24 protein-coding genes and 1 tRNA gene are annotated in these 24,637 nt (G+C 63.2%); 18 read left to right on the top strand and 7 right to left on the bottom strand.

Features of this window, described 5'->3' with window-relative positions; genetic code table 11:
• Positions 1-90: 90 nt before the first annotated feature.
• A complete protein-coding gene (gene arsC, locus IYX23_RS08585) occupies positions 91-453 on the bottom strand; it encodes an arsenate reductase (glutaredoxin) (RefSeq protein WP_196392502.1) in 363 nt (120 codons plus the stop codon).
• A 171-nt stretch (positions 454-624) separates the two neighbouring features.
• On the opposite strand from arsC, the gene glmM reads away from it, so the two are divergent.
• Both glmM and IYX23_RS08575 read left to right on the top strand, forming a co-directional pair.
• The gene (glmM, locus tag IYX23_RS08580) at positions 625-1,971 is read left to right on the top strand and encodes a phosphoglucosamine mutase (RefSeq protein ID WP_196392501.1); all 1,347 of its coding nucleotides are present in this window, start codon (positions 625-627) and stop codon (positions 1,969-1,971) included.
• A gap of 185 nt (positions 1,972-2,156) precedes the next feature.
• Complete coding sequence (locus IYX23_RS08575; RefSeq protein WP_196392500.1) at positions 2,157-2,393, top strand: hypothetical protein; 237 nt, start codon at positions 2,157-2,159, stop codon at positions 2,391-2,393.
• 78 nt (positions 2,394-2,471) lie between these two features.
• Here IYX23_RS08575 and chrA read toward each other — a convergent pair whose 3' ends face one another.
• Positions 2,472-3,692, bottom strand: coding sequence for a chromate efflux transporter (gene chrA / locus IYX23_RS08570; protein WP_196392499.1), 1,221 nt, complete (start codon positions 3,690-3,692; stop codon positions 2,472-2,474).
• Positions 3,693-3,934: 242 nt separating this feature from the next.
• On the opposite strand from chrA, the gene xseA reads away from it, so the two are divergent.
• Complete coding sequence (gene xseA, locus IYX23_RS08565) at positions 3,935-5,476, top strand: exodeoxyribonuclease VII large subunit (RefSeq protein ID WP_196392498.1); 1,542 nt, start codon at positions 3,935-3,937, stop codon at positions 5,474-5,476.
• Position 5,477: 1 nt separating this feature from the next.
• Here xseA and IYX23_RS08560 read toward each other — a convergent pair whose 3' ends face one another.
• Positions 5,478-5,927, bottom strand: coding sequence for a hypothetical protein (locus IYX23_RS08560; RefSeq protein WP_246716586.1), 450 nt, complete (start codon positions 5,925-5,927; stop codon positions 5,478-5,480).
• A 398-nt stretch (positions 5,928-6,325) separates the two neighbouring features.
• Between IYX23_RS08560 and pal the strand changes: the two genes are divergently transcribed.
• The 5 genes from pal to IYX23_RS08535 all read left to right on the top strand — a co-directional run bounded on the left by pal (position 6,326) and on the right by IYX23_RS08535 (position 10,268).
• Positions 6,326-6,850, top strand: coding sequence for a peptidoglycan-associated lipoprotein Pal (gene pal / locus IYX23_RS08555; RefSeq protein WP_196392497.1), 525 nt, complete (start codon positions 6,326-6,328; stop codon positions 6,848-6,850).
• 74 nt (positions 6,851-6,924) lie between these two features.
• Positions 6,925-7,000 (top strand) — tRNA-Trp (locus IYX23_RS08550).
• A 211-nt stretch (positions 7,001-7,211) separates the two neighbouring features.
• Positions 7,212-8,225: a class I SAM-dependent methyltransferase gene (locus tag IYX23_RS08545; protein WP_196392496.1), complete on the top strand. Its 1,014-nt coding sequence runs from the start codon at positions 7,212-7,214 to the stop codon at positions 8,223-8,225.
• Positions 8,226-8,251: 26 nt separating this feature from the next.
• Positions 8,252-8,809 (top strand): isochorismatase family protein, encoded by a 558-nt coding sequence (locus IYX23_RS08540; protein ID WP_196392495.1) that lies wholly within the window; start codon positions 8,252-8,254, stop codon positions 8,807-8,809.
• Between the two features lie 130 nt (positions 8,810-8,939).
• Positions 8,940-10,268, top strand: coding sequence for a nicotinate phosphoribosyltransferase (locus IYX23_RS08535; protein WP_196392494.1), 1,329 nt, complete (start codon positions 8,940-8,942; stop codon positions 10,266-10,268).
• Between the two features lie 50 nt (positions 10,269-10,318).
• On the opposite strand, the gene IYX23_RS08530 is transcribed toward IYX23_RS08535, so the two are convergent.
• The gene (locus tag IYX23_RS08530) at positions 10,319-10,567 is read right to left on the bottom strand and encodes a hypothetical protein (RefSeq protein ID WP_196392493.1); all 249 of its coding nucleotides are present in this window, start codon (positions 10,565-10,567) and stop codon (positions 10,319-10,321) included.
• Positions 10,568-10,630: 63 nt separating this feature from the next.
• Entirely contained in the window at positions 10,631-11,035 is a 405-nt protein-coding gene (locus IYX23_RS08525) for a BLUF domain-containing protein (RefSeq protein ID WP_196392492.1), read from the bottom strand.
• Between the two features lie 299 nt (positions 11,036-11,334).
• Between IYX23_RS08525 and IYX23_RS08520 the strand changes: the two genes are divergently transcribed.
• From IYX23_RS08520 to IYX23_RS08495, 6 genes are all read left to right on the top strand, one after another.
• Positions 11,335-11,610 (top strand): hypothetical protein, encoded by a 276-nt coding sequence (locus IYX23_RS08520; RefSeq protein ID WP_196392491.1) that lies wholly within the window; start codon positions 11,335-11,337, stop codon positions 11,608-11,610.
• A gap of 33 nt (positions 11,611-11,643) precedes the next feature.
• Entirely contained in the window at positions 11,644-12,219 is a 576-nt protein-coding gene (locus tag IYX23_RS08515) for a DUF2585 domain-containing protein (RefSeq protein WP_196392490.1), read from the top strand.
• A gap of 96 nt (positions 12,220-12,315) precedes the next feature.
• The gene (gene proB, locus IYX23_RS08510; protein WP_196392489.1) at positions 12,316-13,446 is read left to right on the top strand and encodes a glutamate 5-kinase; all 1,131 of its coding nucleotides are present in this window, start codon (positions 12,316-12,318) and stop codon (positions 13,444-13,446) included.
• A 457-nt stretch (positions 13,447-13,903) separates the two neighbouring features.
• Complete coding sequence (locus tag IYX23_RS08505; RefSeq protein WP_196392488.1) at positions 13,904-14,335, top strand: Rrf2 family transcriptional regulator; 432 nt, start codon at positions 13,904-13,906, stop codon at positions 14,333-14,335.
• A gap of 88 nt (positions 14,336-14,423) precedes the next feature.
• A complete protein-coding gene (gene hcp, locus IYX23_RS08500) occupies positions 14,424-16,088 on the top strand; it encodes a hydroxylamine reductase (protein WP_196392487.1) in 1,665 nt (554 codons plus the stop codon).
• A gap of 53 nt (positions 16,089-16,141) precedes the next feature.
• A complete protein-coding gene (locus IYX23_RS08495) occupies positions 16,142-17,170 on the top strand; it encodes a 2Fe-2S iron-sulfur cluster binding domain-containing protein (protein WP_196392486.1) in 1,029 nt (342 codons plus the stop codon).
• A 52-nt stretch (positions 17,171-17,222) separates the two neighbouring features.
• Here IYX23_RS08495 and IYX23_RS08490 read toward each other — a convergent pair whose 3' ends face one another.
• The gene (locus tag IYX23_RS08490; protein WP_196392485.1) at positions 17,223-18,497 is read right to left on the bottom strand and encodes a DUF2254 domain-containing protein; all 1,275 of its coding nucleotides are present in this window, start codon (positions 18,495-18,497) and stop codon (positions 17,223-17,225) included.
• 336 nt (positions 18,498-18,833) lie between these two features.
• Here IYX23_RS08490 and IYX23_RS08485 point away from each other — a divergent pair, with 336 nt between their 5' ends.
• The 4 genes from IYX23_RS08485 to IYX23_RS08470 all read left to right on the top strand — a co-directional run bounded on the left by IYX23_RS08485 (position 18,834) and on the right by IYX23_RS08470 (position 23,823).
• On the top strand, positions 18,834-20,828 hold the full coding sequence (locus IYX23_RS08485; protein ID WP_196392484.1) for a hypothetical protein: 1,995 nt from the start codon (positions 18,834-18,836) through the stop codon (positions 20,826-20,828).
• A gap of 148 nt (positions 20,829-20,976) precedes the next feature.
• Complete coding sequence (locus IYX23_RS08480) at positions 20,977-21,720, top strand: DUF2076 domain-containing protein (RefSeq protein WP_196392483.1); 744 nt, start codon at positions 20,977-20,979, stop codon at positions 21,718-21,720.
• 137 nt (positions 21,721-21,857) lie between these two features.
• Positions 21,858-22,208, top strand: a complete 351-nt coding sequence (locus IYX23_RS08475) for a hypothetical protein (protein ID WP_196392482.1) — start codon at positions 21,858-21,860, stop codon at positions 22,206-22,208.
• A 22-nt stretch (positions 22,209-22,230) separates the two neighbouring features.
• Complete coding sequence (locus IYX23_RS08470) at positions 22,231-23,823, top strand: L,D-transpeptidase family protein (RefSeq protein ID WP_196392481.1); 1,593 nt, start codon at positions 22,231-22,233, stop codon at positions 23,821-23,823.
• Positions 23,824-23,935: 112 nt separating this feature from the next.
• On the opposite strand, the gene IYX23_RS08465 is transcribed toward IYX23_RS08470, so the two are convergent.
• Complete coding sequence (locus IYX23_RS08465) at positions 23,936-24,622, bottom strand: hypothetical protein (RefSeq protein ID WP_246716585.1); 687 nt, start codon at positions 24,620-24,622, stop codon at positions 23,936-23,938.
• Positions 24,623-24,637: the final 15 nt, after the last annotated feature.

The following is a 24,637-nucleotide window of genomic DNA, read 5'->3' as shown; positions in this document are numbered from 1 at the left end:
CTAAGTCTTGGACCGCTAAGTCTTGGACCGCTAAGTCTTGGACCGCTAAGTCTTGGACCGCTAAGTCTTGGACCGCTAAGTCTTGGACCGCTAAGTCTTGGACCGCGCGATCAGATCAACGACCGCTTCGGCAGGTCGGCAGAGCGCGGCCTTGTCGCCCATCGAAACGATCGGCCGCTCAATCAGAACTGGATGCTTTTCGATGGCGGCGAAAATCTCGTCGTCTGACAGGGTGGGATCATCGAGTCTCAGTTCTTCATAGGGCGTCCCGCGCTTGCGCAGGAGATCGCGCACGTTCTTGCCCATGCGACGCAGAAGCTCCTTCAGAGCCATCCGATCGGGCGGGTTTTTGAGATATTCGATCACTTGCGGCTCATAGCCGGCTTCCTTTAGAGCGGCGAGCGCTTTGCGCGAGGTGCCGCAGGCCGGATTATGGTAGATTTTGACTTCCATGTGGACTTCCGTTCAGAGGATGTGCGACTGTTCATTACCCGTTCGTAAGGCTGGCGAAAATGCGCATTTGGCCTTATGGCCATAGATGCGCCGACTTGGTGTGACAGATAGCGTGAAGGATGCGCCGATTTGGCGCCGAGGCGCTTGGGCGCCGCTCGCTGAGGATCTCGAATGACCCGCACCTATTTCGGCACCGACGGCATTCGTGGCCTCGCCAACGAGAAGATCACGCCGGAGCTCGCGCTCAAGGTTGGGCAGGCGGCGGGGCTGATCTTTCATCGCGGCGAAGGTCGGCATCGCGTCGTCATCGGCAAGGACACGCGGCTCTCAGGCTATATGATCGAATATGCGCTTGTCGCCGGCTTCACGTCGGTCGGCATGGATCCGCTGCTGCTGGGGCCAATGCCGACGCCCGCGGTCGCCATGCTCACGCGGTCGATGCGCGCCGATGTTGGCGTGATGATTTCCGCCTCTCATAATTCTTTCGAGGATAACGGCATCAAGCTGTTTGGACCGGACGGCCACAAGCTTTCCGACGAGATCGAACACGACATCGAACGCCTCATCGACGGCGATATGTTGCGCAAGCGCGCAGGTCCGAGAGATCTCGGACGCGCCCGCCGCATCGACGACGTGCGCGCGCGCTATATCGAGTTCGCCAAGCGCACGCTGCCGCGCAATATGAGCTTGGAAGGTTTGCGCCTCGTCGTCGATTGCGCGAATGGCGCGGGTTACAAAGTCGCTCCCGAGGCGCTGTGGGAGCTTGGCGCCGAAGTGATCGCGATCGGCGTCGAACCCGACGGGTTCAACATCAATCATCGCGTGGGCTCCACTGCGCCGCAGGCGCTGCGTGACAAGGTGCGCGAGCTGCGCGCCGACGTGGGCATCGCGCTCGACGGCGACGCCGACCGCGTCATCCTGGTCGACGAAAATGGGCGCCTGATCGACGGCGATCAGCTGATGGCGGTTATCGCCGAAAGCTGGCGCGATCAGGGGCTGCTGTCGAAGCCCGGCCTGGTCGCGACGATCATGTCCAATCTTGGATTGGAGCGCCATCTGAATTCGATCGGGCTCACGCTTGAGCGAACGCCCGTCGGCGACCGTTATGTAATCGAGCGCATGCGCGAAGCCGGCTACAACATCGGCGGCGAACAGTCGGGCCATGTCATTCTCTCTGACTATTGCACAACAGGCGACGGGCTCGTGACGGCGATGCAGGCGCTCGCAGAGGTGAAGCGTCAGGATCGTCCGGTGAGTGAAGTTTGCCATCGGTTCGAACCGCTGCCGCAGGTATTGGAGAATGTGCGCGCCCATCGTCGCGAATTGGAGCGCACCGCAGTGGTGTCTGCAATCGACGATGCGCGGGCGCGACTCGGCAACTCTGGCAGACTCATTGTTCGCCCCTCCGGCACTGAACCCGTGATCCGCGTCATGGGCGAAGGCGACGACCGCGAACTGGTCGAATCTCTCGTCGCGGGGATCTGCAGCGTTTTGAAGGAATCCGCCGAGGCGGCCTGAGCCGGCCTAACGCGATTGGCGACGCCACGAGAAGGTCGCGGCGTGCGACGCGCGGATACGCTTTGCAGGCGTGCGCTGTTGGTTAAGCAATAGGGTTAACCTTCCCTTAACCGTTAGCGCCCATGCTTCCTTTTCGGCGCTGCGCCATGCGAAAGCAATGTCGCGCGCGAAAATGGGAGCACATCATGCGCCGCTCCATCGCCCTCCTGTCGTTCATCTTGATTGCTGGCGCTGTGAACGCGCACGCCGAAAATCTGCCGCCGCCACCGCCTCTTGATGTCAGCGGCTGGTATCTTCGGGGCAATGTCGACGCGCCCGAGCAATTAACGGAAGGGCAGTCGCGGCTCGAGCCCAACCTTCTCGCCGACCTGGCGAGTGGCCCCGCGCAACCAACGCATTATTCGATGAGCGAGATGCGCTAGCTTTCAAAATACGCGCGACCCAGAACAATTTCATATTCAGCAGCCAAGGCGGACCGGTCAGCGCGCGCTTAACGCGCCTTAAGCGACCATGGCGATGAGCGTTGCGCCAAATGCGCCGAGGATGACGACCAGCCACGCCGGCGTCCGCCATAGGACGAGCAAGAGGAAAGCCAGGAGGCCCAGCCCGAAATCCGCTGGGCCAAAGATCGCGCTCGTCCAAACAGGGGTATAGAGCGCTCCGAGCAGAATTCCGACGACTGTCGCGTTGATCCCCTTGAGCGCCGATTGCGCCGCCGTTCGATGACGTAAAGCGTCCCAAAAAGGCAGCGCGCCGACGACTAGCAGGAAAGACGGCAGGAAAATCGCGGTGAGACAGATCAGCCCGCCCGCCCAGCCGTTTGGCTCAGACGTCATCGCTGCGCCGAGATAGGCCGCGAAAGTGAATAGTGGGCCGGGAACCGCTTGCGCCGCGCCATAGCCGGCAAGGAATGCATCACGGTCGATCCAGCCTGGAGATACGAAGGCTTGCTGCAGCAGCGGCAACACGACGTGCCCGCCGCCAAAAACGAGCGACCCTGAGCGATAGAAGCCGCTGATAAGCTCGATCGTAGGATTGGGGTTTGCGTTCGCCAGAATGGGCAACCCCACGAGCAAAACCGCAAACAGCGCGAGCGAGGCGATGGCTATGGGCCGGGTGATGGGGATTGATAGAGGGGTCGTAGCTCCTTTGTTTTCCCCCGACAGGAACAGCCAACCAATGACGCCTCCCGCCGCAATCGCGCCAATCTGACCGCTGGCGGTGGGGACGGCCAACGTCAGCAGCGTCGCCGCCACGGCGATGGTCGCCCGCTCCCGATCCGGACAAAGGTTTCGCGCCATCCCCCACACCGCTTGCGCGACGACCGCGACGGCGACCACTTTGAGGCCGTGCAGCCAAGCGACCTGCGATAAGTCGCCGAGGCGACCGACTCCATAGGCGAAGCAGATCAACGCAAGCGCCGAAGGCATGGTGAAACCGATCCATGCCGCCAATCCGCCAGCAAGGCCGGCCCGCAACATGCCGATGATGATGCCGACCTGACTGCTCGCAGGGCCGGGAAGGAACTGGCAGAGCGCGACGATATCCGAGTAGGCGGCCTCATCGAGCCATCTGCGACGCTCGACGAACTCAGCGTGGAAATAGCCAAGATGCGCGATCGGCCCGCCGAAGCTCGTGACGCCGAGGCGAAGAAAAACGCCAAGCACTTCCAGGAGGGAACCACGCCCCTTGTTGAGCGTCGTTTCGCAATCCGCGCTCATAGCGAGCTCTGCGCTTCAGAATTTCCATAGGCCGCGCCGAACAGCTGCTCACTCAGCGACCACCGTCGCGAACCTCTGAGCGGCATAAATGGGGGCGCTGTTTTCTTGCTGGCTTTGGGCATTTACATGATGATGTTGGAGGCCATTCGCGCCTCGCGTAGCGTGCTGCTACACCACCACGCGGACAGTTCAATGTTAGCGTGAGGATGAAATGAGACGCAAAGCGTGAGCATATCTCATCCATGTCCGACCTGACCGAGAACGTGGGAGATGCGCCTCAGACCAATGCGCCTGAGATCAGCGTCTCCGAACTCGCGAACGCGCTGAAGCAGACGATCGAGGATCGCTTCGGGCGCGTGCGCGTGCGCGGCGAGATCTCCAACTATCGCGGCCCGCACGCCTCCGGCCACGCCTATTTCTGTCTCAAGGATCAGAATGCGCGTCTCGACGCGGTGATCTGGCGGTCGACTTTTCTGCGCCTGCGCACACGGCCGCAGGAGGGACTGGAAGTCGTCGCGACCGGACGCATCACAACCTTCCCCGGCAAGTCCTCCTATCAGATCATCATCGAGTCGCTGGAGCCGGCCGGCGTCGGCGCGCTGATGGCGCTGCTCGACGCGCGCCGCAAGGCGCTCGCGGCCGAGGGCCTCTTCGACGAGGCGCGCAAGCGCCCCCTGCCCTTCCTGCCGCGCGTCGTCGGCGTGGTGACCTCGCCGACTGGCGCCGTCATCCGCGACATTCTGCACCGCCTCAACGACCGCTTCCCGCGCCGCGTGCTGGTCTGGCCCGTGCGCGTGCAGGGCGAGAGTTGCGCTGAGGAGGTCGCGGCGGGCATTCGCGGCTTCAATGCGCTGCCTGCCGGGGGCGCCATTCCCCGCCCCGACGTGCTGATCGTCGCGCGCGGCGGCGGTTCGCTCGAAGACTTGTGGGGCTTCAACGAGGAAATCGTCGTGCGGGCGGCGGCGGAGAGCGTCATTCCGCTCATTTCGGCGATCGGCCATGAGACCGATACGACGCTCATCGATTTCGTCGCCGACCTTCGCGCGCCGACGCCGACGGGCGCGGCGGAGAAAGCCGTTCCGGTGCGCGTCGAGCTGTTCGAACATCTCGCCATCCGCACAAGCCGGCTGGAGGGCGCGCGCCGCCGCGCCATGGAGCAGCGTCGCGTCCAGCTTTCAACCTACGCGCGCCTGCTGCCGGCTGGCGACGCCCTGCTCGCCAATCCGCGCCAGCGTTTTGACCGGGCGGCCGAGCGGCTGCGCGGCGGCGCCCGCGCCGCCCGAGACGGACGGCGTCTGCGGCTCTCGCGCGCCGCAACGCTGCTCGCCCGCCACTCGCCGCAAGCGGAGCTGGCGCGCGTGCGCGAGCAGCTGCGCGGTCTTGGCGCGCGGCTGCAACAGGGCTATCGCGCCCGGCGCGTTCTCGCCGGCCAGGAGAACGCCGCAGCCAGGCAGCGCCTCGCCGGGGCGGCGCAGCGTCTCGACCGCGCCGTCGCCGGCTTGATCGGCGGCCATCAGGATCGAATCGACAGATTGGCGCGGCTGCAGGAGTCGCTCAGCCATCGCTCGGCGTTGGCGCGCGGCTTTGCGCTGGTGCACGACGATAGCGGCGCGCTGGTGCGCAGCGTCGCGCAGGCTCCTCCCGGAACGGGTCTCGATATCGAGATCGCCGACGGTAGAATCCAGGCGCGCGCTGGCCTTGCGATTCCAGATCCGCCGGCGCGCCCGCGCCCACGGCGACGCCTGAGAAGAGCCGACAACGACGATCAGGGATCGCTGTTCTGACCTATTCGAAACGCATTTGCCACGCGACGATGCTGCGCTGCATGGCCGCCCGCGGCAGATAACAGAACACATTGGTGGAGATCGGCGCCTCCACGCAATGATAGTGCTCCTTGCTCCAGTCGTAGCCGAGCAGGTCCATACAGGCGACGATCTTGTCGTGAATGAGCTTCGGGTTGGATCGCCGCTCCGCCGGAAAATCCCGCTCCGTCTGATATTCGCAGTCGGTGACGTCCATCTTCTGGCCTTCGAAATAGCGGCCGCTGGCGCCGCTCGTGACGAACATCGCCTCAGTGGCGAGAATGAAGACCAGGCCGACCGCCAGCGCCAACTTGCCCTGCCACTTGGTCTTGAAGAAGTGAAGATCGAGTAGCGACAGCAATCCGATCGCCAGAAGGCCGCCGCCCAGAAGCAGCGTCAACGGCGATAAAAAAGGCGCGATGCCTTCATTCATGTCACGCTCCTGACCGCGCGCGCCGCCGCATCGCGCGTCATTGATCAATATTAAGAGCGAGAGTCTCTGCAAAGCAACCGCTCGCACATCGCTTCACAGCCGGCGCAGGGTGTTTTCTTGAACACGAAATCGCCGGACGCCACGCGCGCCGTCGATCCACGTAGTTCACTTGTTATTTATGCTGCATCGCGCAGACGCGCGCCGATCCTGAGAACGTCGAATTCGCCGGGAAACAGCGCGTTAAGCTTCTGTTAACCCATTAACCGCTTATTAACGAAGGGGCCAATTTACTCAAATGCAACAGACCGAAGATACCTGCGATCAAGGTTGACGGAACCTTCGCTTAACCCTGGAAGACTAGGACTATCGCCAGTCGGTGATCGTAACAGGAGTTCTTCATGCTGCTTTCGAAACGCGCCTGCGGCGCCAAATTCGTCGTCGCGCTGACGGCGGTCATGGCGGTCCTGGCGCTCTCGGCCTGCGCCAAGAACACCGCGGATGAAGCCGCGAATGATCTGGCGGGCGGAGGCTATGGACGCGGCGGCGTCGCGAGTCCCGGCAGCCATCAGGATTTCGTGGTCAATGTCGGAGATCGCATCTTCTTCGAGACCGACTCCACCGATCTGACGTCCACCGCGCAGGCCACGCTCGACAAGCAGGCGCAATGGCTCAATCGGTACTCTCGCTACAGCTTCACGATGGAAGGCCACGCCGACGAACGCGGCACCCGCGAATATAATTTCGCGCTCGGCGCGCGACGCGCTGAAGTGGCCAAGAATTACCTCGTCGCGCGCGGAGTTTCGGGGTCGCGCATCCGCACGGTGAGCTACGGCAAGGAGCGTCCGGTCGCCGTCTGCGACGACATCTCCTGCTGGTCGCAGAACCGTCGCGCCGTCACGGTGCTTTCCGGCGGCAATTCCTGATAGGAAGCCCGCCGCGCCCCCTTGCGTCCGGGGCGTCGTTGCGGCAATGAAGACGCGCGCCTTTGGGCGTCCGCAGGAGTGTAGCTCAACTGGTAGAGCACCGGTCTCCAAAACCGGGGGTTGTCGGTTCGATCCCGGCCACTCCTGCCACTCAATGGTGAGCGAGGCGGATCTGCCCACGAAATTGCCTGCTCAGGCGATTTGGCGTAAGCGCGGCGATTTAGAGGCTGAGCTGAGCTCTGTTCCACGATAAAATCCCAGGACGGCGGCTCAACGGGGCCGGGAACGGCCGACGCTTGACCGCGCCGGCGGTTCCCCGCCTGGACCCCAGCGAAGCTCTATGACTTGAGGGGAACGGAAGATGCTCGGCAGTTTCATTGGGCAGCTCAAATCTATAATTTCTCCAGTAAGGATTGAAGACGATCCCGGCAGGGCGAATGACGAAATCGATCAGATGGATTTTTTGGGCGGTTTCGAGGATCCGGCTCAATACGAACAGGTGATCAAACAGATCTATGTCGACGCGAAGTCCGACCCGGAACTAGCTTCGACCTTGAAGAGCGCGCTACTTGAGGAGAACGCCCAATCGTCCCTCGAGTTCTTCCGGGAGTCGAGGGTTCCGGCGGCGGTGATCTGGCTCCTTGATCGTTATGGCCTGGAAAAAGAGTCGAATATCGTCGATGTCGGTTGCGGGAGGGGACACGGCGCCTACGCGCTCTACAAGAACGGCTTCTCTAATGTTTCCGCAATGGACCCCAATCCGAATCTGACCACCGGCACCGGGCACCTCGCGCAGCTCAATGATCATAAGATCCGGATCATCAATGATCTTTCCTCCTGGAGAAAGCTGAACTCAGTTTTCGACGCCGCGATTTCCACCGCGACGGTTCATCACTGGGGGCATATCCCGCACATATCCATTGATCTGCGGCGGACGTTGAAGCCCGGCGCCTACTGGTTCATGCTCACCGAATATTTCGCGAATGACAGCGCCGAGTTCTTCACTTTGCTTAACAGCCATCCTCTGGCGCCTAGATATAAAACCTACGAGTGGCCCTATCCTGCTGCGGCTTACGCCGACCTTATCCAGAGCGTTGGATTTGCGCTCGTTGACGTCGTTCCGCTCCACTACAAGGGCAACGCCTTCTACATGAACGATTTGCCCCGCGACGCGCGATTCGATCAGGAGAAGTTCGATAGAAAAGTTGACCAGCTGCTGGACACGAAGGGCGCGACGGTGAACTCTTTCTGGAACGAGGTGGACGACTTCAGGCGCCGCAAGAGCAGGTCGCGCGCGCCTCTTTATGACCTTTATGCAAGGCGGTTTTTCACCAACCCTCAAGTCATGGTGTTTCGGCGCGTGGCCGCCATATAGTTCCCCGGAACGGTCAGGAGGGCGCGATGCGGCTGACGCCTGGCGACGCGCTCATCGTCTTGGACGTGCAGCGCGATTTCTGCGCAGGCGGCGCCTTGGAAGTTTCCGGAGCCGACAAGATCGTCTCTGTGGTCAATGAGCTCATTACGGAAGCCGTCGCCGCCGGCGTTCCCATCGTCGCGTCGCGGGACTGGCATCCGACCGGCCATGCGAGCTTTCGCGACTTCGGCGGACCATGGCCGGCGCATTGCGTTCAGGACAGCGCCGGCGCGCAATTCCATCCCGACCTGCGCCTGCCAGAGCGCGCCATCATTGTCAGCAAAGGAGAATCGCTCGAGCGCGACCAGCTTTCGGCGCTCAACGGAACGGGGCTCGCGGAGCGGCTGCGACGTCTTGGCGTGCGTCGCGTCTTGATCGTCGGACTGGCGCTCGACGTCTGCGTGCTCGAAACGGCGCTGGACGCCGTGGCGGAAGAATTTGAAACGCATGTGCGGCTTTCCGGCGCGCGCGCCATTACGCCGGAAGGCGGAAGAGACGCCGTCGAAAAGATGCGGAAGGCGGGCGTCTTCGTCGAAGATAGCTGAGCGGCGCTCTCACAAGACGCGTGACGTAGCGCGAGCGGCTAACATTGCCCGGCCCGGAAGCCATGGCTATGGTCCCGACGGGCGCGAGCGCTTTCAGCCTTGACCCATTGCGGCAAAGGAAGCAGCGATCGTGTCCAGTAGCGCGCTCTTCGCGGATCTCTATGAATTTGCGATGCTGCGCGCTTATTTCGAATTGGGCATGAACGCGCAAGCGACGTTCAGCCTCTTCGTGCGCAAGCTGCCGCCGCAACGCAATTTTCTGATCGCCGCCGGCTTGGACGATCTTCTTCACGAGATCGAGCAGTTGCGTTTTGAGCCGAAGCACATCGACTATCTGGGCTCGCTTAAAATTGCTTCGCAGCCGTTCCTCGACTGGCTCGCGGATTTCCGCTTCTCCGGCGACATCTATGCGATGCGTGAGGGCGCGCCGTTCTTTGAGAACGAACCTATCCTGGAGGTGGTTGCGCCCATCGCCGAAGCGCAGCTCATCGAGACGCTCGTGCTTAATCAGATCGGACTGCAAACGATACTGGCGTCCAAAGCGGCGCGCGTCGTCGCCGCAGCGCGCGGCGCCAGCGTCGTCGACTTCGGCGCACGACGGGCGCAAGGCATGGATGCGGCGACAAAGGGCGCGCGCGCATTCTACATCGCCGGAGTCGAGTCGACCTCCAATGTCGCGGCCGGGCAGGCCTATGGATTGCCCCTCGCTGGAACGATGGCGCATAGTTTTGTCGAAGCCTGCGCCTCCGAGATGGATGCTTTTCAGTCTTTCAGCGAGGTCTTTCCCGACACGACATTGCTCGTCGACACCTATGACACGCTTGAAGGCGTCAAGAAGGTCGTCGCGCTCGCGAAGGCGCGCGGGCCGAACTTCAACATTCGCGCGGTGCGTCTCGACTCCGGCGATCTCGACATGCTGTCGCGCCAAACGCGCCGCATCCTCGATGACGCTGGCTTGACCGACGTGCAGATCGTCGCCAGCGGCGGCCTTGAGGAAACCAGGATCGACGCTCTGACGTCGGGCGGCGCGCCCATCGATGTTTTTGGCGTCGGGACGGATATGGCGGCGTCGAGCGACGCGCCAACCTTCGACATCGCCTATAAGCTGACCGAATACGCCGGCGAGGGACGGATGAAACTCTCGGCGGGCAAACGCTCGCTGCCGGGCCGCAAGCAGGTTTTTCGCGAGTTTAGAGACGGCGTCGCGGTGAGGGACGTCATCGCCCGAGAGGGCGAAGCTCTGCCGGGCGTCCCATTGCTGCAGCCGTTCATGCTTTCCGGTCGCCGGGTCGCGGAGCGCTCATGCGACCTTCCGCAAATGCGCAATTACGCCAAAGAGCAGCTCGCCGCGCTGCCCGCGCAGCTGAAAGCTCTCGGATCGCATGCGCGCTTTGACGTCGCGATCAGCGACGAGCTCGCCAGCTATGAGCGCGAGACTCGCGCGCGGCTGATCGACTGATGGTTTGGCGAACTCGGCGCGGCCGAGCGCTAGGCTGGCGCAAGCGGAGCCTAGCGTCGATCCTTCAGGTCGATGAATTCGGACGTGAACCGCTTGAGCGCAGTGCGCAAATCGTCGGCATATCCTGTCGCGCCCAGCGACTGGAACCTTTCGATGTCGGCGAGCATCAGTTCTCTCACCGGCGCCGCGCCACGATGCAGATTGACCAAATAGCCGGATAAAAGCCGGCCGTCCCGGCCCCTAGCCGCCGCCTTGTTCTCGCTCTCAGACGAGCCGATTTTCTTGGCAATTCCTAACATTCGTCGCTCCGAAGGGCGGACAGCGCGCCCGATGTCCGCGAACTGCCTAAGCAAGAATTGCGCTCACCTAAGTTCGGCGAACGCCGCCGCCTGGCCAAATCTAAAAAAACCGTCAACCATCGCGGAAAGACCGCCCTCGCGCGGCGCCGATTCCTGCGTCGCGGCCGTGTATTCCGGCGCGCCGCACACGAGCTTCATGCCCCAGTCCGGGTAGCTGCGCATCGAAATGCGTTCGTGAACGAGCTTGACGACGCCGGAGTGCCGGGAGTCCCTCCGGATTTGCAAATAGAGCGGCGTCAGCGCTTGTCTGGGACCTTCCAGAATTTGCAAAAAATTCAGGCCGTTGTAGAGCAGCGCCCCGCTGATGCGCAGAGGTCGATTCCGCTCTGCGGACTTCTCGACCATGCCCTCGATCACGGAGAGGTTCAGATCAAGATCCGCGTTACTGAAATAGACAAGTCGATGCATCAGTGGCCTCCCAACGCCGCCGCCATCCGACCCGAGAATTCCGCCTCACGAGTCGCCCGTCAACAGCCACACGCTGAAAGAGGGATAGAACCAAAAGGAAAATTATGCAATAGTTTCATATGCTTGACCTAACTCAAGACCTCGTGCCAAAACTCGTGTTCCAGTCATAGGTTCGTATCAAGCGGACGCTATTTAGAGGGTATATTGCAGCCCTTTTCAGTCGTTGGGGAGACGCTGGCGCTGCCGCGTCTCCCCCTTTTGCAATTGGCGCACACAGCGACAGCTCCAGGGGAAATAACATGATCTCGCCAGGCCCTTCCCTCCTCCTCACTTCGCTCAAGACCAGTCAGGACTGCGCATCGCGATTCATGGACTTCGGCCTGATCAACACGCGGTCGGCGCTGCAATTCGGGCAAGATGTATGGGCGGCGAGATCGCCGCACGACGTCGCCGAAGCCATGGTCGACTACGGCCGGCGGCAGTTCGAATACTGGACCGAGGAGCTGGAGGAACTCTCCGCCGCAGCCGGCGGCAAGAAGACCCCAGACGCCGAGGTCGTCGGACTGGGGGACTAGTTTTCCATCGTCGGATCTTCCATTTGAGAAGATATGATGATGAATGCAACGACGGGGCGTGACGTCGCGGCGGCGATGATCGCCGCGCTCATCGTTCAGGCTGGCGCGCTTTGGGCGCTCGGCCGGCCTTTTCTTTGCGCCTGCGGCGAATTCAAGCTCTGGGAGGGCGACGCCGCCTCTCCGGGCCTCTCTCAGCAGCTCACCGACTGGTACAGCTTCACGCATGTCATTCACGGCGTGCTGTTCTATTTCCTTCTTTGGCTCGCGGCGCCGGAACTTTCGGTCTGGCAGCGCTTCATGATCGCGTTGGCCCTCGAAGTCGGATGGGAGATCCTCGAGAATACGCCCTTCGCCATTCGTCACTATCGCAAGCAGCCGCCGGCCCAGAACTACGCAGGAGACAGCATCGTCAATTCGCTTGCCGATACGCTGGCGATGGCGTTGGGCTTCGTTCTCGCATGGCGGCTCCCAGCTTTGGCCGTCATCGCAATGTCTGTGCTTCTTGAAGTCGGGGTCGCGCTGAACATCAGAGACAATTTCACGCTCAATGTGCTGAGTTTCATCCATCCGTTCGACTTCATCCGCCGCTGGCAGAACGGCGCGCCATAGGCGCCGATTTGCGGTCGTTGGCGGGCTAGGCTAACTCAAGCGCTCCCTAAGCCGCGCTCGCAAACGCCCAATCCTCGGACATTTCGCCCCGCCCGCATGACCAAGCGCGCTCCCGTCCTCGCTGACTTCAAACGCATCGTCGTGAAGGTCGGCTCATCGCTCATCGTCGACCCCAACAAGGCGTCGGCGAAACGCGCCTGGCTGAAGCGCCTCGCCGACGACATCGCCGATCTGCATCGCGCCGGCGCCGATGTGCTGGTCGTGTCGTCCGGCGCCGTGGCGCTGGGACGGAGCGTGCTCGGCTTTCCGCGCGGCGCGCTGAAACTCGAAGACAGCCAGGCGGCCGCCGCCGTCGGCCAGATCGCCCTGGCGCGGCTCTGGGCGGAGACGCTGCACGATCGCGGCCTCGTCGCCGGGCAGGTGCTGGTCACGCTCGGCGACACGGAGGAGCGCCGCCGCTACCTTTATGCGCGCGAATGCCTGACGCGGCTTTTATCGCTGCGCGCCGTGCCGGTGATCAACGAGAACGACACGGTGGCGACGGCGGAAATCCGCTATGGCGACAATGACCGTCTCGCCGCGCGGGTCGCGACCATGGCGAGCGCCGATCTGTTGATCCTGCTCTCCGACGTCGACGGGCTCTACAGCGCCCCGCCCGATTCCAACCCCGACGCCAAACACATCGCGATCGTGCCGCGCGTCACCGCCGAGATCGAAGCCATGGCGGGGGGCGCCGCCTCGCAATATTCGCGCGGCGGCATGCGCACCAAGATCGAGGCGGCGAAAATCGCCACGACCGGCGGCGCGCATATGGTGATCGCCGACGGCCGCGAAGAGGCGCCGATCGCGCGCATCGCCGCGGGCGGACGCTGCACCTGGTTTCTGACGCCGTCCAATCCGGTGACGGCGCGCAAGAAATGGATCGCCGGCTCTCTCGAGCCGAAGGGCGCGGTGCATATCGACGACGGCGCGGCGAAGGCGCTGCGCTCAGGCAGAAGCCTGCTGCCGGCAGGCGTGACGCGGATCGAAGGCGGCTTCGCGCGCGGCGACTGCATATTGATCCGCAACGCCAAGGGCGGCGAGATCGGCCGCGGCCTCGTGACCTATGACGCCTCCGACGCAGCGAAAATCGTCGGGCGCTCGACGAAGGACATTGAGTCGCTGCTGGGTTTCAAGGGCCCGGACGAGATCATTCATCGCGACGATATGGCGCTGGGCGGGGGGTGAGGCGCGTAGAGGCGACGCTGCGCCGTCCTCGTCCTTCGAGACGCGCCTTACAGGCGCTCCTCAGGATGAGGACTGCTTGGAGCAGCGCAGCTAATCGCACTGCGCAGCAGCTAATCACGCTGCATGAAGTTTGCGAGATTCAACCCCCTCATCCTGAGGAGCGCGCGCAGCGCGCGTCTCGAAGGAGAGGGGCTGCGCGAGCAACCTGCCACACCCGTCATGGCCGGGCTTGACCCGGCCATCCACGCCGGGACATTGCGCAATGCTTGCGAAATGCGGGCAACGGTTGCCGCGTGGATGCCCGCGACAAGCGCGGGCATGACGCCGAAAGATGCGGCGTTAATTTGCATGGATGCCCGGCACAAGGCGGGGCATGAGGCCGAGGGGCTCGCGGCCGTAATCGCTAGCGGTGAGACGTAATATTTCAGAACTCCAAATACCGTGTTAGATTGACTCCATGCGGCTCACGACCTTCACCGACTTTGGCCTGCGCGCCCTCATCCTTCTCGCCGACCGTAATCCGGAGGTGATGAGCGCGGCGGCGATCGCCGATCATTTCGACGTCTCGCGCCACCATATGGCGAAAGTGCTGCAGGAGCTCGCCGCGGCCGGATATGTCGAAGGCATCCGCGGCGCGCAAGGCGGCGTTCGACTGGCGCGCGATCCGCGCGATATCCGAATCGGCGAGGTGGTCCGCAGGCTTGACGACCAGCCGCTGGTCGAATGTTTCAGCGCGCAGGGCAGCAACTGCGCGCTTTTGCCGCGCTGCCGATTGAAGGGCATGTTAGCGCGCGCCGAGCAGGGATTTATGCGCGAACTCGATCGCTACACTCTGCACGACTGCCTCGAAAAAACCGCCGCCTTTCCGCTCGCCGATCTCTCCGCCTGAACATGCGCCGCGAGCATCGCTTGCCGCGGCTTGACTTCCGACCTTTTTAATACGCACTCTAAATACCTATTAAGCAGGAGGGAGCGACATGTTCTGTTACCAATGCGAGCAGACCTACCGATCTGACGAAGGCGCCGGTTGCGCGGGCACGAAGGGCATGTGCGGCAAGGACGCGACGACCGCCGATCTGCAGGACATTCTGCTCTATGTCTGCGAGGGCGTCGGCCAATATTTGCATCGCGCGCGCCAGTTTGGCGCCACTGACATCGACGCCGACCGCTTCATCCTCTTCGCCTTCTTCACGACCCTCACCAACGTCAATTTCAACGCGGCGAAATTCGTCGAGCTGATCCAGCAGGCCACGCAAATCCGCGACCACGCCAAAGCGCTGTACGAAGACGCCGCGCGCGCCGCCGGCAAGACGCCCGAGACTCTCTCCGGCCCCGCCGTTTTCGCGCCAGCCGACAACATGGCCGGACTTCTCGCACAGGCGTCAGAGGCCGCCGTGCGCAAAGACGCCGCGATCCTCGGCGAGGACGCGGTCGGCGCCCGCGCGCTCATTCTTTATGGCCTCAAAGGCGTTTGCGCCTATGCGCATCACGCGCGCGTTTTGGGCGAAGAACGCGACGCGATCTATGCGACGGTCGAACATGCGCTCGACATGCTGGCGCGGGAAGAGCGCGACGTCGCGACGCTCCTCGATGAAGCGCTGGCGCTCGGCCGCGCCAATTTCCTCGCGATGGAGGCGCTCGACGCCGCCAACACCGGCGCCTTCGGCGCGCCGACGCCGACGAGCGTGCGCGTAACGCCGGTCAAGGGCAAGGCGATCCTCGTCTCGGGCCATGATCTGAAGGATCTGCACGCGATCCTCGAAGCGACGAAGGACAAGGGCATCAACGTCTATACGCATGGCGAAATGCTGCCGGCGCATTCCTATCCCAAGCTCAAGGCCTATCCGCATCTCGCCGGCAATTACGGCGGCGCCTGGCAGGAGCAGCAGAAGGAATTCGCCGAATTCCCCGGCCCGATCGTCATGACCTCGAATTGCCTCATCGAGCCGCAGCCGCGTTATCGCGGACGTATCTTCACCGCGGGGCCGGTTGGATGGGCCGGCGTGCGCCACATCGCTGATGAGAATTTCGCGATTGTCGCGCAGGCGGCGCAGGCCCTGCCCGGCTTTACTGAAGACGCGCCGGAACAGACCATCACCATCGGCTTTGGGCGAGACGCCGTGCTCGGCGTCGCCGACAAGGTGATTGACGCTGTGAAGAGCGGCGCCATCCGGCACTTCTTCCTCGTTGGCGGCTGCGACGGCGCCGCGCCGGGCCGCAACTACTACAGCGATTTCGCCGACGAAGCGCCTAAGGATACGGTGATCCTGACGCTCGGATGCGGCAAATATCGCTTCAACAAGCATGACTTCGGCACGATCGGCGGGCTGCCGCGGCTTCTCGACATGGGCCAATGCAACGACGCTTATTCGGCGCTTGTCGTCGCCACGAAACTGGCGGAGGCCTTCGGCGTTGGCGTCAATGAACTGCCGCTGTCGCTCATCGTTTCCTGGTTCGAACAGAAGGCGGCGGCCGTTCTTCTGACGCTGCTCGCGCTTGGCGTGCGCAATGTGCGCATCGGCCCGACGCTGCCCGCCTTTCTCACGCCGGCTCTCGTTGACGTGCTGGTGGAGAAGTTCGGCGTCCAGCCGATCGGCGACGCCAAATCCGACATCGCAGCCTCGCTCGCCCGCGCCGCCTAGCCATCATACAGCGGACGCCCACCTCGGGCGTCCGCCCTTCGCTGGAATCCGCCATGTACAAGGTCAGCCTGCTCACGCGCGACGGCGCGACGATCGCCTTCGACGCCGATCCCTCCGACACGCTACTGGACGCCGCCGAACGCGCGAACATTTATCTCCCCTCCTCCTGCCGGGAGGGAGGCTGCGGCGCGTGCCGCGTCGCTCGCGCAAGTGGAGACGTCGAACTCATGTCCTACAGCAGCGTAGCGCTAAGCGAGGACGAGCGCATGGCGGGCGACATATTGCTGTGCCGCGCGCAGCCGCGCAGCGATCTCGCTTTGCGGGCGCCGTTCGACGAAGCGGCGGTCGGCTTTGCGCCGGTTCCTGAACGGCGTGCGACGCTCGTTGCGATTGAGCCAGCCTGCTCTGGAACGCTGCGCCTGCAGCTTCAATATGAGGACGATCCGACGTTCGGGCGCGCGGCGCAATTCACCGCCGGCCAATTCATCGAACTCACGCTTCCCGACGGCTCCCCGAAGCGTTCTTATTCGCTCGCCAACGCGCCGAACTGGGACGGAACGCTCGAGCTGTTCATCCGCCTTCAGCCGCACGGCGCCTTTTCGGATTATCTTCGTGATCGCGCCGCCATCGGCGATACGCTGTTTGTGCGCGGTCCGCAGGGGCAGTTCACCCTCGATGAGTCGAGCGCGGCGCCGCGCTGGTTTGTCGTCGGCGGCACCGGCCTCGCGCCGGCGCTCTCGATGCTGCGGCAAATGGCCGAATTCGCCGATCAGCGTTCCTGCCGGCTGTTCTTCGGGGTCAACAAAGTCGACGAGCTTTTCGCGCTCGACGTGATCGAGGAGCTCAAGGCGGCGTTGCCACAGCTCGTCGTGACGCTCTGCGTCTGGAAGCCGGAACAGGAATGGCGCGATTTCGTCGGCACGCCTGTCGAAGCGCTGGCGCTGGCGCTGTCGACGGCATCCGAGACGCCGGACATTTACGTCTGCGGCCCGCCTGCGCTCATCGCCGCGGCCGAGGAAGCTGGCCGTGCCGCTGGCGTGCCGCACGACCGCATCTTCAGCGAGAAGTTTACCGCTGCGTGAGTAGAGGCTCCGCGTCATGGCCTTGTTCGGCCATCCACGCCGGAGCATCGCGTTAGCTCGTCTCCATCGGGCCGGCGACGATCGCTTCGAGTTTCCTGCGATCTTCCGGCTCGTTGATCTGCGCAATCGTCCAGCGGATCGCCTGGAGCTGTTCGAGCAGAGCCTCGCGTTGCTCTGGCAGCTCCGCGCTGTGCAGCAGGTCTTGGATGCGTTCTGCGAGCACCATGAGAACTGCGGGCATTCCCTCGGCTGCGGCGCGAATTTGCGTGAAGGCGGTCTCGACGACAGGCGCATAGCCGCCGTTTGAGGCGACCACCCGCAAACGACCGGCTCTGTCGCGGTAGTATTTTGTCGATAGCTCGCGTGCGCCGGCTTTCTCGAGCGAGGCGGAGAGCCGGTTGATGACGGCCGTTGCGGTGTAAGGATCGTTGACGCTGGGCGACAGGGCGCGCAATGCGATTTCAACCAATTGGCGCACGGAATATTGCAAATCCTGCTCGGGATTGCGCGCGGGGCCGATCACAAAGCCATCTCGAATGTCGCGCTCCACTCGCTTGTCGACAGGCGCTTTCGAACGAACCTCGACAGTGTCTCCCTTCTGCAAAAGGAACGCGCCGGGTTCTGTGTGAATGATCAACACGATGTCTTGACGCCCGGCGGTTTTGACCAGCGCGTCATAATCGATGAACTGCACATAGCCGCTCTGTTCCATTCCGATGCAGCGCCGCGTGGCGTGTTCTCGACTCTCCTCGTCGACGTCGATCTTATCATCGGCGTGATCGGAGCGGCAGGGACATTCGTCAATGGCGGCGTCGAGATTGTCGCCAACTTCGCGGACGGCGGTGTCGGAAACGATCGAATGTGCGAGCTTGCTAATATAGGCGAGCAGCGCAAACAGGCAGGCGATGGTCAAGAGGCTCGCCAGAGTGACCGCGAAGCGCGGCACGCCTTGCGCTCCAAGGTCTTCATTGATGCTGCGCAAGATGAACAAGCAATAGAGAATCGTGGCGACGAAAAGACCGAGAGCGGCCTGGATCGCTGGGTCACCGATGAAGTTGTAAATAAGCCGAGGGCCGAGCTGACGCGCCGCCTGCGCCAGCACGAGGATCGTCAGGGACACGACGAGCGAGGTCATCGTCATCATGCCGGAAACGATCGTCGAGAGAAGGCCGCGCGCCGTGGCCGGGTCGCCGCTGAACAGCCACAGCGTGCCGCTGGCGTCGAGCGGTATTTCAAAACGATAATGCACGAGCGCATAGCCAGCGCCGAGCGCCAGCACGCTCATGCCTGCTGGAATAAGCCAAAGCCGGGATTTGAACCAGCTCATCGCGCTCCTGAAGCGACCCGCTTTTCCTCTGCGCGACATCTGTTCCTCGATCTAACTGAGGCGCTACCGCAAGCAATCTCGCCACGACCGCTGGGATATAGAGCGTTCGGAACCACGTCTCAGCTGACGGGGCAAAAGGGGCCCGGCGACGCCGTCGCGGCCATGGCGCAGTTGTCGCCATTTTGACCCATTTCTTTCAAACAATGAGCCGCAAGCAATGGGCCGCTGTGCGAAAGTCGCGCCTCAAGTCCCCAGCCGGATTTCTGCCAACGCGTATCCTGCAACCGGCTTCTGACGAAGAAAACACATCGAGGGCGGTCCGAGAGAGGGTCACAAATGTTTTCAGCGCGCCGATTCGCTGCATTCTTGCCTGTCGCAGGCGCCTTTTTTGCCTTCCTTTTTCCCTTGTCGAACGCTCAGGCTCAAGGTTGCGAGGCGTCGGCCGAGGTCGCGGTTTTGCCCTCGCCGGCGGCGCCGTGGACGGGCGCGCCCTTGCGCGTCCTCGTTGCTGCGGAAAAGCCGCTCGACGGCGAGCTTTCGCTGATTGCGCCTGACGGAAGGATCGCCGCCAAATCGCACATGCAGCGGGGCGGACCGCCCTATGTCTGGTTCGCCGAGGTTGCGTCGCCGACCGCCGGCGCGTGGCGCGCCACGCTCGACACTTCTTCGTTTACCTGCGGCACGATTACGAAGGACATCGACGTGAGCGCGCGCAAGCCGTCGGCCGCGCTCGCGGCGGAAGGCAGCGTCTGGCGCCTGCACAACAGTTGGGACCGTTCAACTGAAAATTTGTACTCGGCGTGGATCGCCAAGCTTTTTGACGCGCCGCTCGAAGCGGAGCAGTCGTGGAAGACATGGCACGAGGTGCTGCGCAATCCGTCGCGCAATGTCCTGTTCAATCATCTCGGCATGCGCGAAGACAGCTTCACTCAATCGCTGAAACCCGACTGCGCCGATTTCGTCTACTTCTTGCGCGCCTATTTCGCCTACAAGATGGGGCTGCCTTTCGCCTATTCGAATTGCTCGCGCGGGGCCGGCGGCGCGCCGCCGCGATGCAATGAACGATTCGATATACTGCATCCCCAACTGACCCGACCCGCGCCGCCGCCCGAACAAGCCGTGGCGTCGGCCGCCGCTCCGCCGGCCCCTACCCGCATAGCGGCTCCTCCCACGAACTTTTTACAGCAGCTGTTTGCACAGCCTCAGCAGGGCCAGCCGGCCGCGGCGCCGACGACTGCGCCGGTCGCCCCTGCGAAACCGCCCGCGCCTAAACGGCCGGCCGGCGTCGCCGGATATTTACGGGCAGTGGGCGACGTCGTTCATTCCGGTTCGGTGCGCGCGCCGGCGAACAGCGACAAATCCGATTTTTACACGATCCCGCTGACGCAGGAGACGCTGCGTCCCGGAACGGCTTACGCGGATCCTTACGGGCACGTCATGATGCTGGTGCAACGCATTCCGCAGACGGCGGACGCCGCCGGCGTCTTTCTCGCCGTCGACGCCGAGCCGGATGGCACCGTCACGCGCAAGCGGTTCTGGCGCGGCAATTTCCTTTTCGCGAACGGAGCTTCCCTCGGCAGCCCGGGCTTCAAGCGCTTCCGGCCGATCGTGCGGGAGAACAGCGGCTTGCGGGCGCTCACCAATGCCGAGATCGCCAAGAACCCGGATTACGGCGATTTCTCCCTGGAGCAGTCGCAGTTCGGCGCCGAGGATTTCTACGATCGCATGGATGAGGTGATGTCGCCTGAGCCGCTAGATCCGACGCGCGCGATGATGGCGGCCATCACCGCGCTTGAAGAGCAGGTGAAGACGCGCGCGACGGCGGTTGAAAACGGTCGAAAGTTCCAGAACGGCGGGCGTGGCGAGGCACCGATGCCCGACGGCCCGGCGATCTTCGCGACCAGCGGCGCTTGGGAGGACTTCTCGACGCCGGCGCGCGATCTCCGCCTGCTGATTGCGATCGATGTTGTGCGCGGATTTCCAGATCGTGTCGCTCGACGCAGCGATCGCTACGCCATGCCGTTTGGCAGAGGTCCGGCGGGCGTTCAGGCCCAACTGCAAAGCGCGCTGGCGAGCGAACTCGCGGCCCGCACATTTTCCTATACGCGCAGCGACGGCTCCGCCTGGACGCTCTCGCTCAAAGAAGTCATGGACCGCGCGGCTGATCTTGAGATGGGCTACAATCCCAACGACTGCGTCGAGCTGCGGTGGGGCGCTTCGGACGGGAGCGCAGAGGCGGCGACATGCACGCGGCGCGCGCCGGCCGCGCAGCGCGCGAAGATGACGGACTATCGCAGCTGGTTCCGCGAACGCCACTGGCCGCACGCGTAGCGCGGAAGAATTGGGGCGCTTCCCCCTTCACCGCCAGATTTCGAAAGTTTAATCGGCCGCGTTTGCGCTTGGGCCTTGGCGGCGTTTTGCGCCGGGGCCATATCTTCCATCGCCGCGCCTTTGAGGGCGGCCACTATGGAGAAACCCTATGTCACCGGAAGAACGCCAACTCATCGCTGGTCTGTTCGAGCGCACCAAGAGCGCCGCCTCGACGCCGCGCGACCAGGAGGCGGAGGCTTTCATCAGCGAACAGATCAAGGCACAACCTGCGGCGCCCTATCTCCTGGCGCAGACCGTGATCGTGCAGGATCAGGCGCTGCAAGGCGCCAATGCGCGCATCGAGGAACTAGAGGCGCGTGTGCAGGAGCTTGAGTCGAAGCCTGCCGGCGGTTTCCTGGGCGGCCTGTTCGGCGGTGGTCCCCGTCCGGCGCCGCCGCGTCCCCCTCAGCAGGCTCGTCCGAGCGGCCCTTGGGGCGGCGCCCAGCAGGGCGGCATGAATCCCGTGGCCGGCGGCTACGCGCCGCAGGGCTGGGGCCAGCAGCAGCCGCCTGCGCCTGAAAGCGGCGGATTTCTGAAGGGCGCGCTGGGCACCGCCGCGGGCGTCGCGGGCGGCGTGCTGCTCGCCGACGGCATCCGCAGCCTGTTCTCGCATGGCGGCGGCTATGGCGGGATGGGGAATCTCGGCATCGGCTCCGGCTTTACGCCAACCGGCGGCGATACGGTGATCAACAACTATTACGGCGATGAATCGGGCTCGGGCGCCACCGACGCCGGTTACGACTCCGGCTACGACAACGCCGGCGGGGTGGAGGATGCCGACTATGGCGCCGACCCAGGCTTCGATGACGGCGGCGGCTTCGATAGCGGCGGCGACGGCGGCTTTGACGTCTGATGAGTTTGGCTCCCGGCCCACAAGGCCGGGAGTTCTTGTATCTGGCGCCCTGTGCGTCAGCGCACCGCGACTCCTCATGCGGCGTTCTAGGGTCCAATCATCCGCTGATCGAGCGGACGGACCACGGGGAACTCGCCATGAACCGTTCTATGAACAACACGACGAACCGCACGACCAAGACCAGCTTCGCTTCGCGACCGATTCGCATCGCGCTGGCCATGAAGATCGCCTTCGCGATCCTCGCCGCCAATGTCAGCTTCGCCGCCGCCAAGGCGCTCCTCATCAAGGCGCCAGACATGCAGCCTGCGCGCGCCGCCGCCGCCGCCTCGCCCGTAAAGCCCTTCATCCTTCCCGTCGACTGGCAGGAGTCGACCGCCGTCGCACAGTCAGATCCTACGCAGAATTGCCATGGCGTCACCGTCGAGACGGACGAAGGCTATGGCGTGCGCGGACAAACGATCCGTTTCGTTTGCCGCAAGGCCTTGTAAGAGGCTCACAGGAGTTCGAGTCATGTTTCGCGTTTCGCTCCTCCCGCAGGCTGCTCCTTTCGTCATCGCAGGCGCCCTGCTCACCGCCCCGGCCATGGCGCAAATGTCGAGCGCGCAAAACGATGCGCCAGACTCGCCAGCGGCCACAGAGCGCAGGGCGAAGCCGGCGCTCGAGCGCGAGAACTTCGACAGGCCGACGGCCGACGCGCAACGGGAAGCGGATGAGCAATTACAAGCCGATGAGCGCCAGGGGCTCGACCAGTTCGAAAAGCAGCAGGGAAAAGATTCGCGCGAAGGCGTCGATGAGCAGCAGAGGGTCGGCGACCGGCAAGCAACCGATGTGCGCGAAAGTCTCGAGCGCGCACTGCGCGACTGGTCGAATGAGGAGCCCCACGCCGACCGAAGCGTCCAACGCTCGGAAATCGTCGCTTATTACAAGAAGCGCGATTACGCGCCGATCTGGCGCGACGCCGACGGCTTCACCGACTCGGCGAACAGCGCCATGGACACGCTGCGCGACGCCGGCCGCGACGGTCTGCGCGTAAACGCGCCTGCCCAAGAGTCGTCCTGGAGCGCCGCGGGCGAACTGGCCCTCTCCGAGGCTGTCGCAGATTACGCGGCGCAGGCAAGCGGCTCCAGGGTCGATCCGGCAGCGATTTCGGATGACATCGAGGAGCGTCCCAAGGTGGCAAAGCCGGCGCAAGCGCTTGACGCGGTCGCCGAGGCTGGAGAGGCGGCCGGCGAGCGGCTTGCGGCCTTCAATCCGCCGCACCCGGCCTATGCCGCCTTACGCGAGAAACTCGCCGAACTGCGCGCCGCGCGCGGCCATCCGCGCCAGGAGGCCACTGCGGCTCACGGCTCGGATGCGCGGCCCATCACGAATTTTGCGTCGCTTTCCGACGCCAAGGCGAAGCGCGTCGAGGCGGAGATCATCGCCAATATGGAGCGGTGGCGTTGGGAGCCGCGCGACATGGGCGCGACGCGCCTCGAAATCAATATTCCGCAATACGAGGTCGCCTTCACGCGCGACAATGAACTCGTGCAGCGCGAGCGTGCTGTCGTCGGGAAGAAGACGTCGCCAACACCGGTGTTTTCCGACGTGATGCCATATATCATCATCAATCCGACCTGGACCGTTCCAGAGTCGATTATCGAGAAGGAGCTGGAGCCCAAAACCGGCGGCAAGCTCTCCAAGCTCCGCGCGCGCGGATATAAAGTGACCTACCGCAATGGAAAGCCAATCGTTCAACAGGAGCCTGGCGAGAAGAACGCGCTTGGCCGGTTGAAATTCGTCTTCCCGAACGATCTCCTGATCTACATGCACGACACGCCGCAGAAGAAACTCTTCTCCCGCGCCAAGCGCGCCTATAGCCACGGCTGCGTACGTGTCCAGAATCCGTTCAAGCTCGCGGAAGAAGTCATCGGGCGTCCTGGCTACGACGAAAAGCGCCTGAAGGCTCTGATCGGCAAGAAGGAGCACCGCATCAATCTGGCGAAGCCCATTCCGGTGCACGTCGTATATTTCACGGCCGTAGTCAACGACGAGGGCGCACTGAAGCTTTACGACGACATCTACGGCTATTCCGCGAAGGTGCGCTCGGCGCTCGCTTTGTAACTGGAGCAGGTTCCGAAAAAGTTGACAGACTTTTTCGATGAGAACCTGCTCCAACATTTTGATTTTGAGCGCTCCCTAACAATCACATGAGTCCATGTGCTCGGGAAGCGCTCTAGGCGGACGAGGCGAGCCGCGCCACCTGCAGGCGCAATTCCTCCTGCGCGCGTGCGAGATTTTGATGCGCCCGTGCGGACCAGAGCTTGCGCGATTCGTCGCGACGGTAGAGCGCGTCTCCGTGCGCGGCGAATGTGTCGATCATCTGGAGCCGCCCAAGGCAAAAGAGCGGCTCGGGCACCCAGGCGTATTCGAAACGAAGCCGCGCCAGATTTTGCTTGAACTCGGGCCAGGACGCGCCGAGCGAGGAAAGATCGAGGTCGAGGAAGAGGTCCAGATCGCGCGAAAAGCCGGGATAATGCTCAGCCGGAGCGCGCGCATTAAGGTGATTCGCCGTCGCCATGATCAGATCATGGATGGCCTGCGCGTCTGTTTCGTCGAATTTCGAGTGACGTTCGAAGAGCGTTGCGCTGGCGCGAACATTTTCGGCGTCGGGACGAAGCAGACCGTCGGCGTCGCGTGTCACATACACAGCGTCATGCCAGAAGATGGCGGCGGCGATCAGGTCGGGCCGGACGGCGAGCGCCTTCAAGGCGTCGAGCTTCGTCAGCAGATCGACGATATGACCCCAATCATGATAGCCGCGTTGCGGTTCGCGATAGGCGGCGTCGATGACCGAAAAAGCATCCGCATCGTGACGCCCGGCGATCAGGGCCCAATAATTCTGCACCGGATGTGAGATCATGCGCGAGTAGCGATC

Origin of the sequence: Methylocystis sp. L43 (genome assembly GCF_015709525.1) — a bacterium.
Taxonomy (GTDB): Bacteria; Pseudomonadota; Alphaproteobacteria; order Rhizobiales; family Beijerinckiaceae; genus Methylocystis.
The sequence above is the reverse complement of the archived record's forward strand: the minus strand, read 5'-3'. Positions and strand labels throughout refer to the sequence as shown.

Bases quoted from the DNA above. Each gene is read 5' to 3' on its own strand.
- IYX23_RS08540 (WP_196392495.1), top strand. From the start codon at position 8,252: ATGCGGCTGACGCCTGGCGACGCGCTCATCGTCTTGGACGTGCAGCGC.
- IYX23_RS08520 (WP_196392491.1), top strand. From the start codon at position 11,335: ATGATCTCGCCAGGCCCTTCCCTCCTCCTCACTTCGCTCAAGACCAGT.
- IYX23_RS08465 (WP_246716585.1), bottom strand. From the start codon at position 24,622: ATGATCTCACATCCGGTGCAGAATTATTGGGCCCTGATCGCCGGGCGT.
- IYX23_RS08525 (WP_196392492.1), bottom strand. From the start codon at position 11,035: ATGCATCGACTTGTCTATTTCAGTAACGCGGATCTTGATCTGAACCTC.
- IYX23_RS08490 (WP_196392485.1), bottom strand. From the start codon at position 18,497: ATGAGCTGGTTCAAATCCCGGCTTTGGCTTATTCCAGCAGGCATGAGC.
- IYX23_RS08495 (WP_196392486.1), top strand. From the start codon at position 16,142: ATGTACAAGGTCAGCCTGCTCACGCGCGACGGCGCGACGATCGCCTTC.
- IYX23_RS08485 (WP_196392484.1), top strand. From the start codon at position 18,834: ATGTTTTCAGCGCGCCGATTCGCTGCATTCTTGCCTGTCGCAGGCGCC.
- proB (WP_196392489.1), top strand. From the start codon at position 12,316: ATGACCAAGCGCGCTCCCGTCCTCGCTGACTTCAAACGCATCGTCGTG.
- IYX23_RS08515 (WP_196392490.1), top strand. From the start codon at position 11,644: ATGATGATGAATGCAACGACGGGGCGTGACGTCGCGGCGGCGATGATC.
- xseA (WP_196392498.1), top strand. From the start codon at position 3,935: ATGTCCGACCTGACCGAGAACGTGGGAGATGCGCCTCAGACCAATGCG.
- IYX23_RS08530 (WP_196392493.1), bottom strand. From the start codon at position 10,567: ATGTTAGGAATTGCCAAGAAAATCGGCTCGTCTGAGAGCGAGAACAAG.
- IYX23_RS08560 (WP_246716586.1), bottom strand. From the start codon at position 5,927: ATGAATGAAGGCATCGCGCCTTTTTTATCGCCGTTGACGCTGCTTCTG.
- IYX23_RS08505 (WP_196392488.1), top strand. From the start codon at position 13,904: ATGCGGCTCACGACCTTCACCGACTTTGGCCTGCGCGCCCTCATCCTT.
- IYX23_RS08575 (WP_196392500.1), top strand. From the start codon at position 2,157: ATGCGCCGCTCCATCGCCCTCCTGTCGTTCATCTTGATTGCTGGCGCT.
- IYX23_RS08480 (WP_196392483.1), top strand. From the start codon at position 20,977: ATGTCACCGGAAGAACGCCAACTCATCGCTGGTCTGTTCGAGCGCACC.
- IYX23_RS08545 (WP_196392496.1), top strand. From the start codon at position 7,212: ATGCTCGGCAGTTTCATTGGGCAGCTCAAATCTATAATTTCTCCAGTA.
- glmM (WP_196392501.1), top strand. From the start codon at position 625: ATGACCCGCACCTATTTCGGCACCGACGGCATTCGTGGCCTCGCCAAC.
- pal (WP_196392497.1), top strand. From the start codon at position 6,326: ATGCTGCTTTCGAAACGCGCCTGCGGCGCCAAATTCGTCGTCGCGCTG.
- hcp (WP_196392487.1), top strand. From the start codon at position 14,424: ATGTTCTGTTACCAATGCGAGCAGACCTACCGATCTGACGAAGGCGCC.
- IYX23_RS08475 (WP_196392482.1), top strand. From the start codon at position 21,858: ATGAACCGTTCTATGAACAACACGACGAACCGCACGACCAAGACCAGC.
- chrA (WP_196392499.1), bottom strand. From the start codon at position 3,692: ATGAGCGCGGATTGCGAAACGACGCTCAACAAGGGGCGTGGTTCCCTC.
- IYX23_RS08470 (WP_196392481.1), top strand. From the start codon at position 22,231: ATGTTTCGCGTTTCGCTCCTCCCGCAGGCTGCTCCTTTCGTCATCGCA.
- arsC (WP_196392502.1), bottom strand. From the start codon at position 453: ATGGAAGTCAAAATCTACCATAATCCGGCCTGCGGCACCTCGCGCAAA.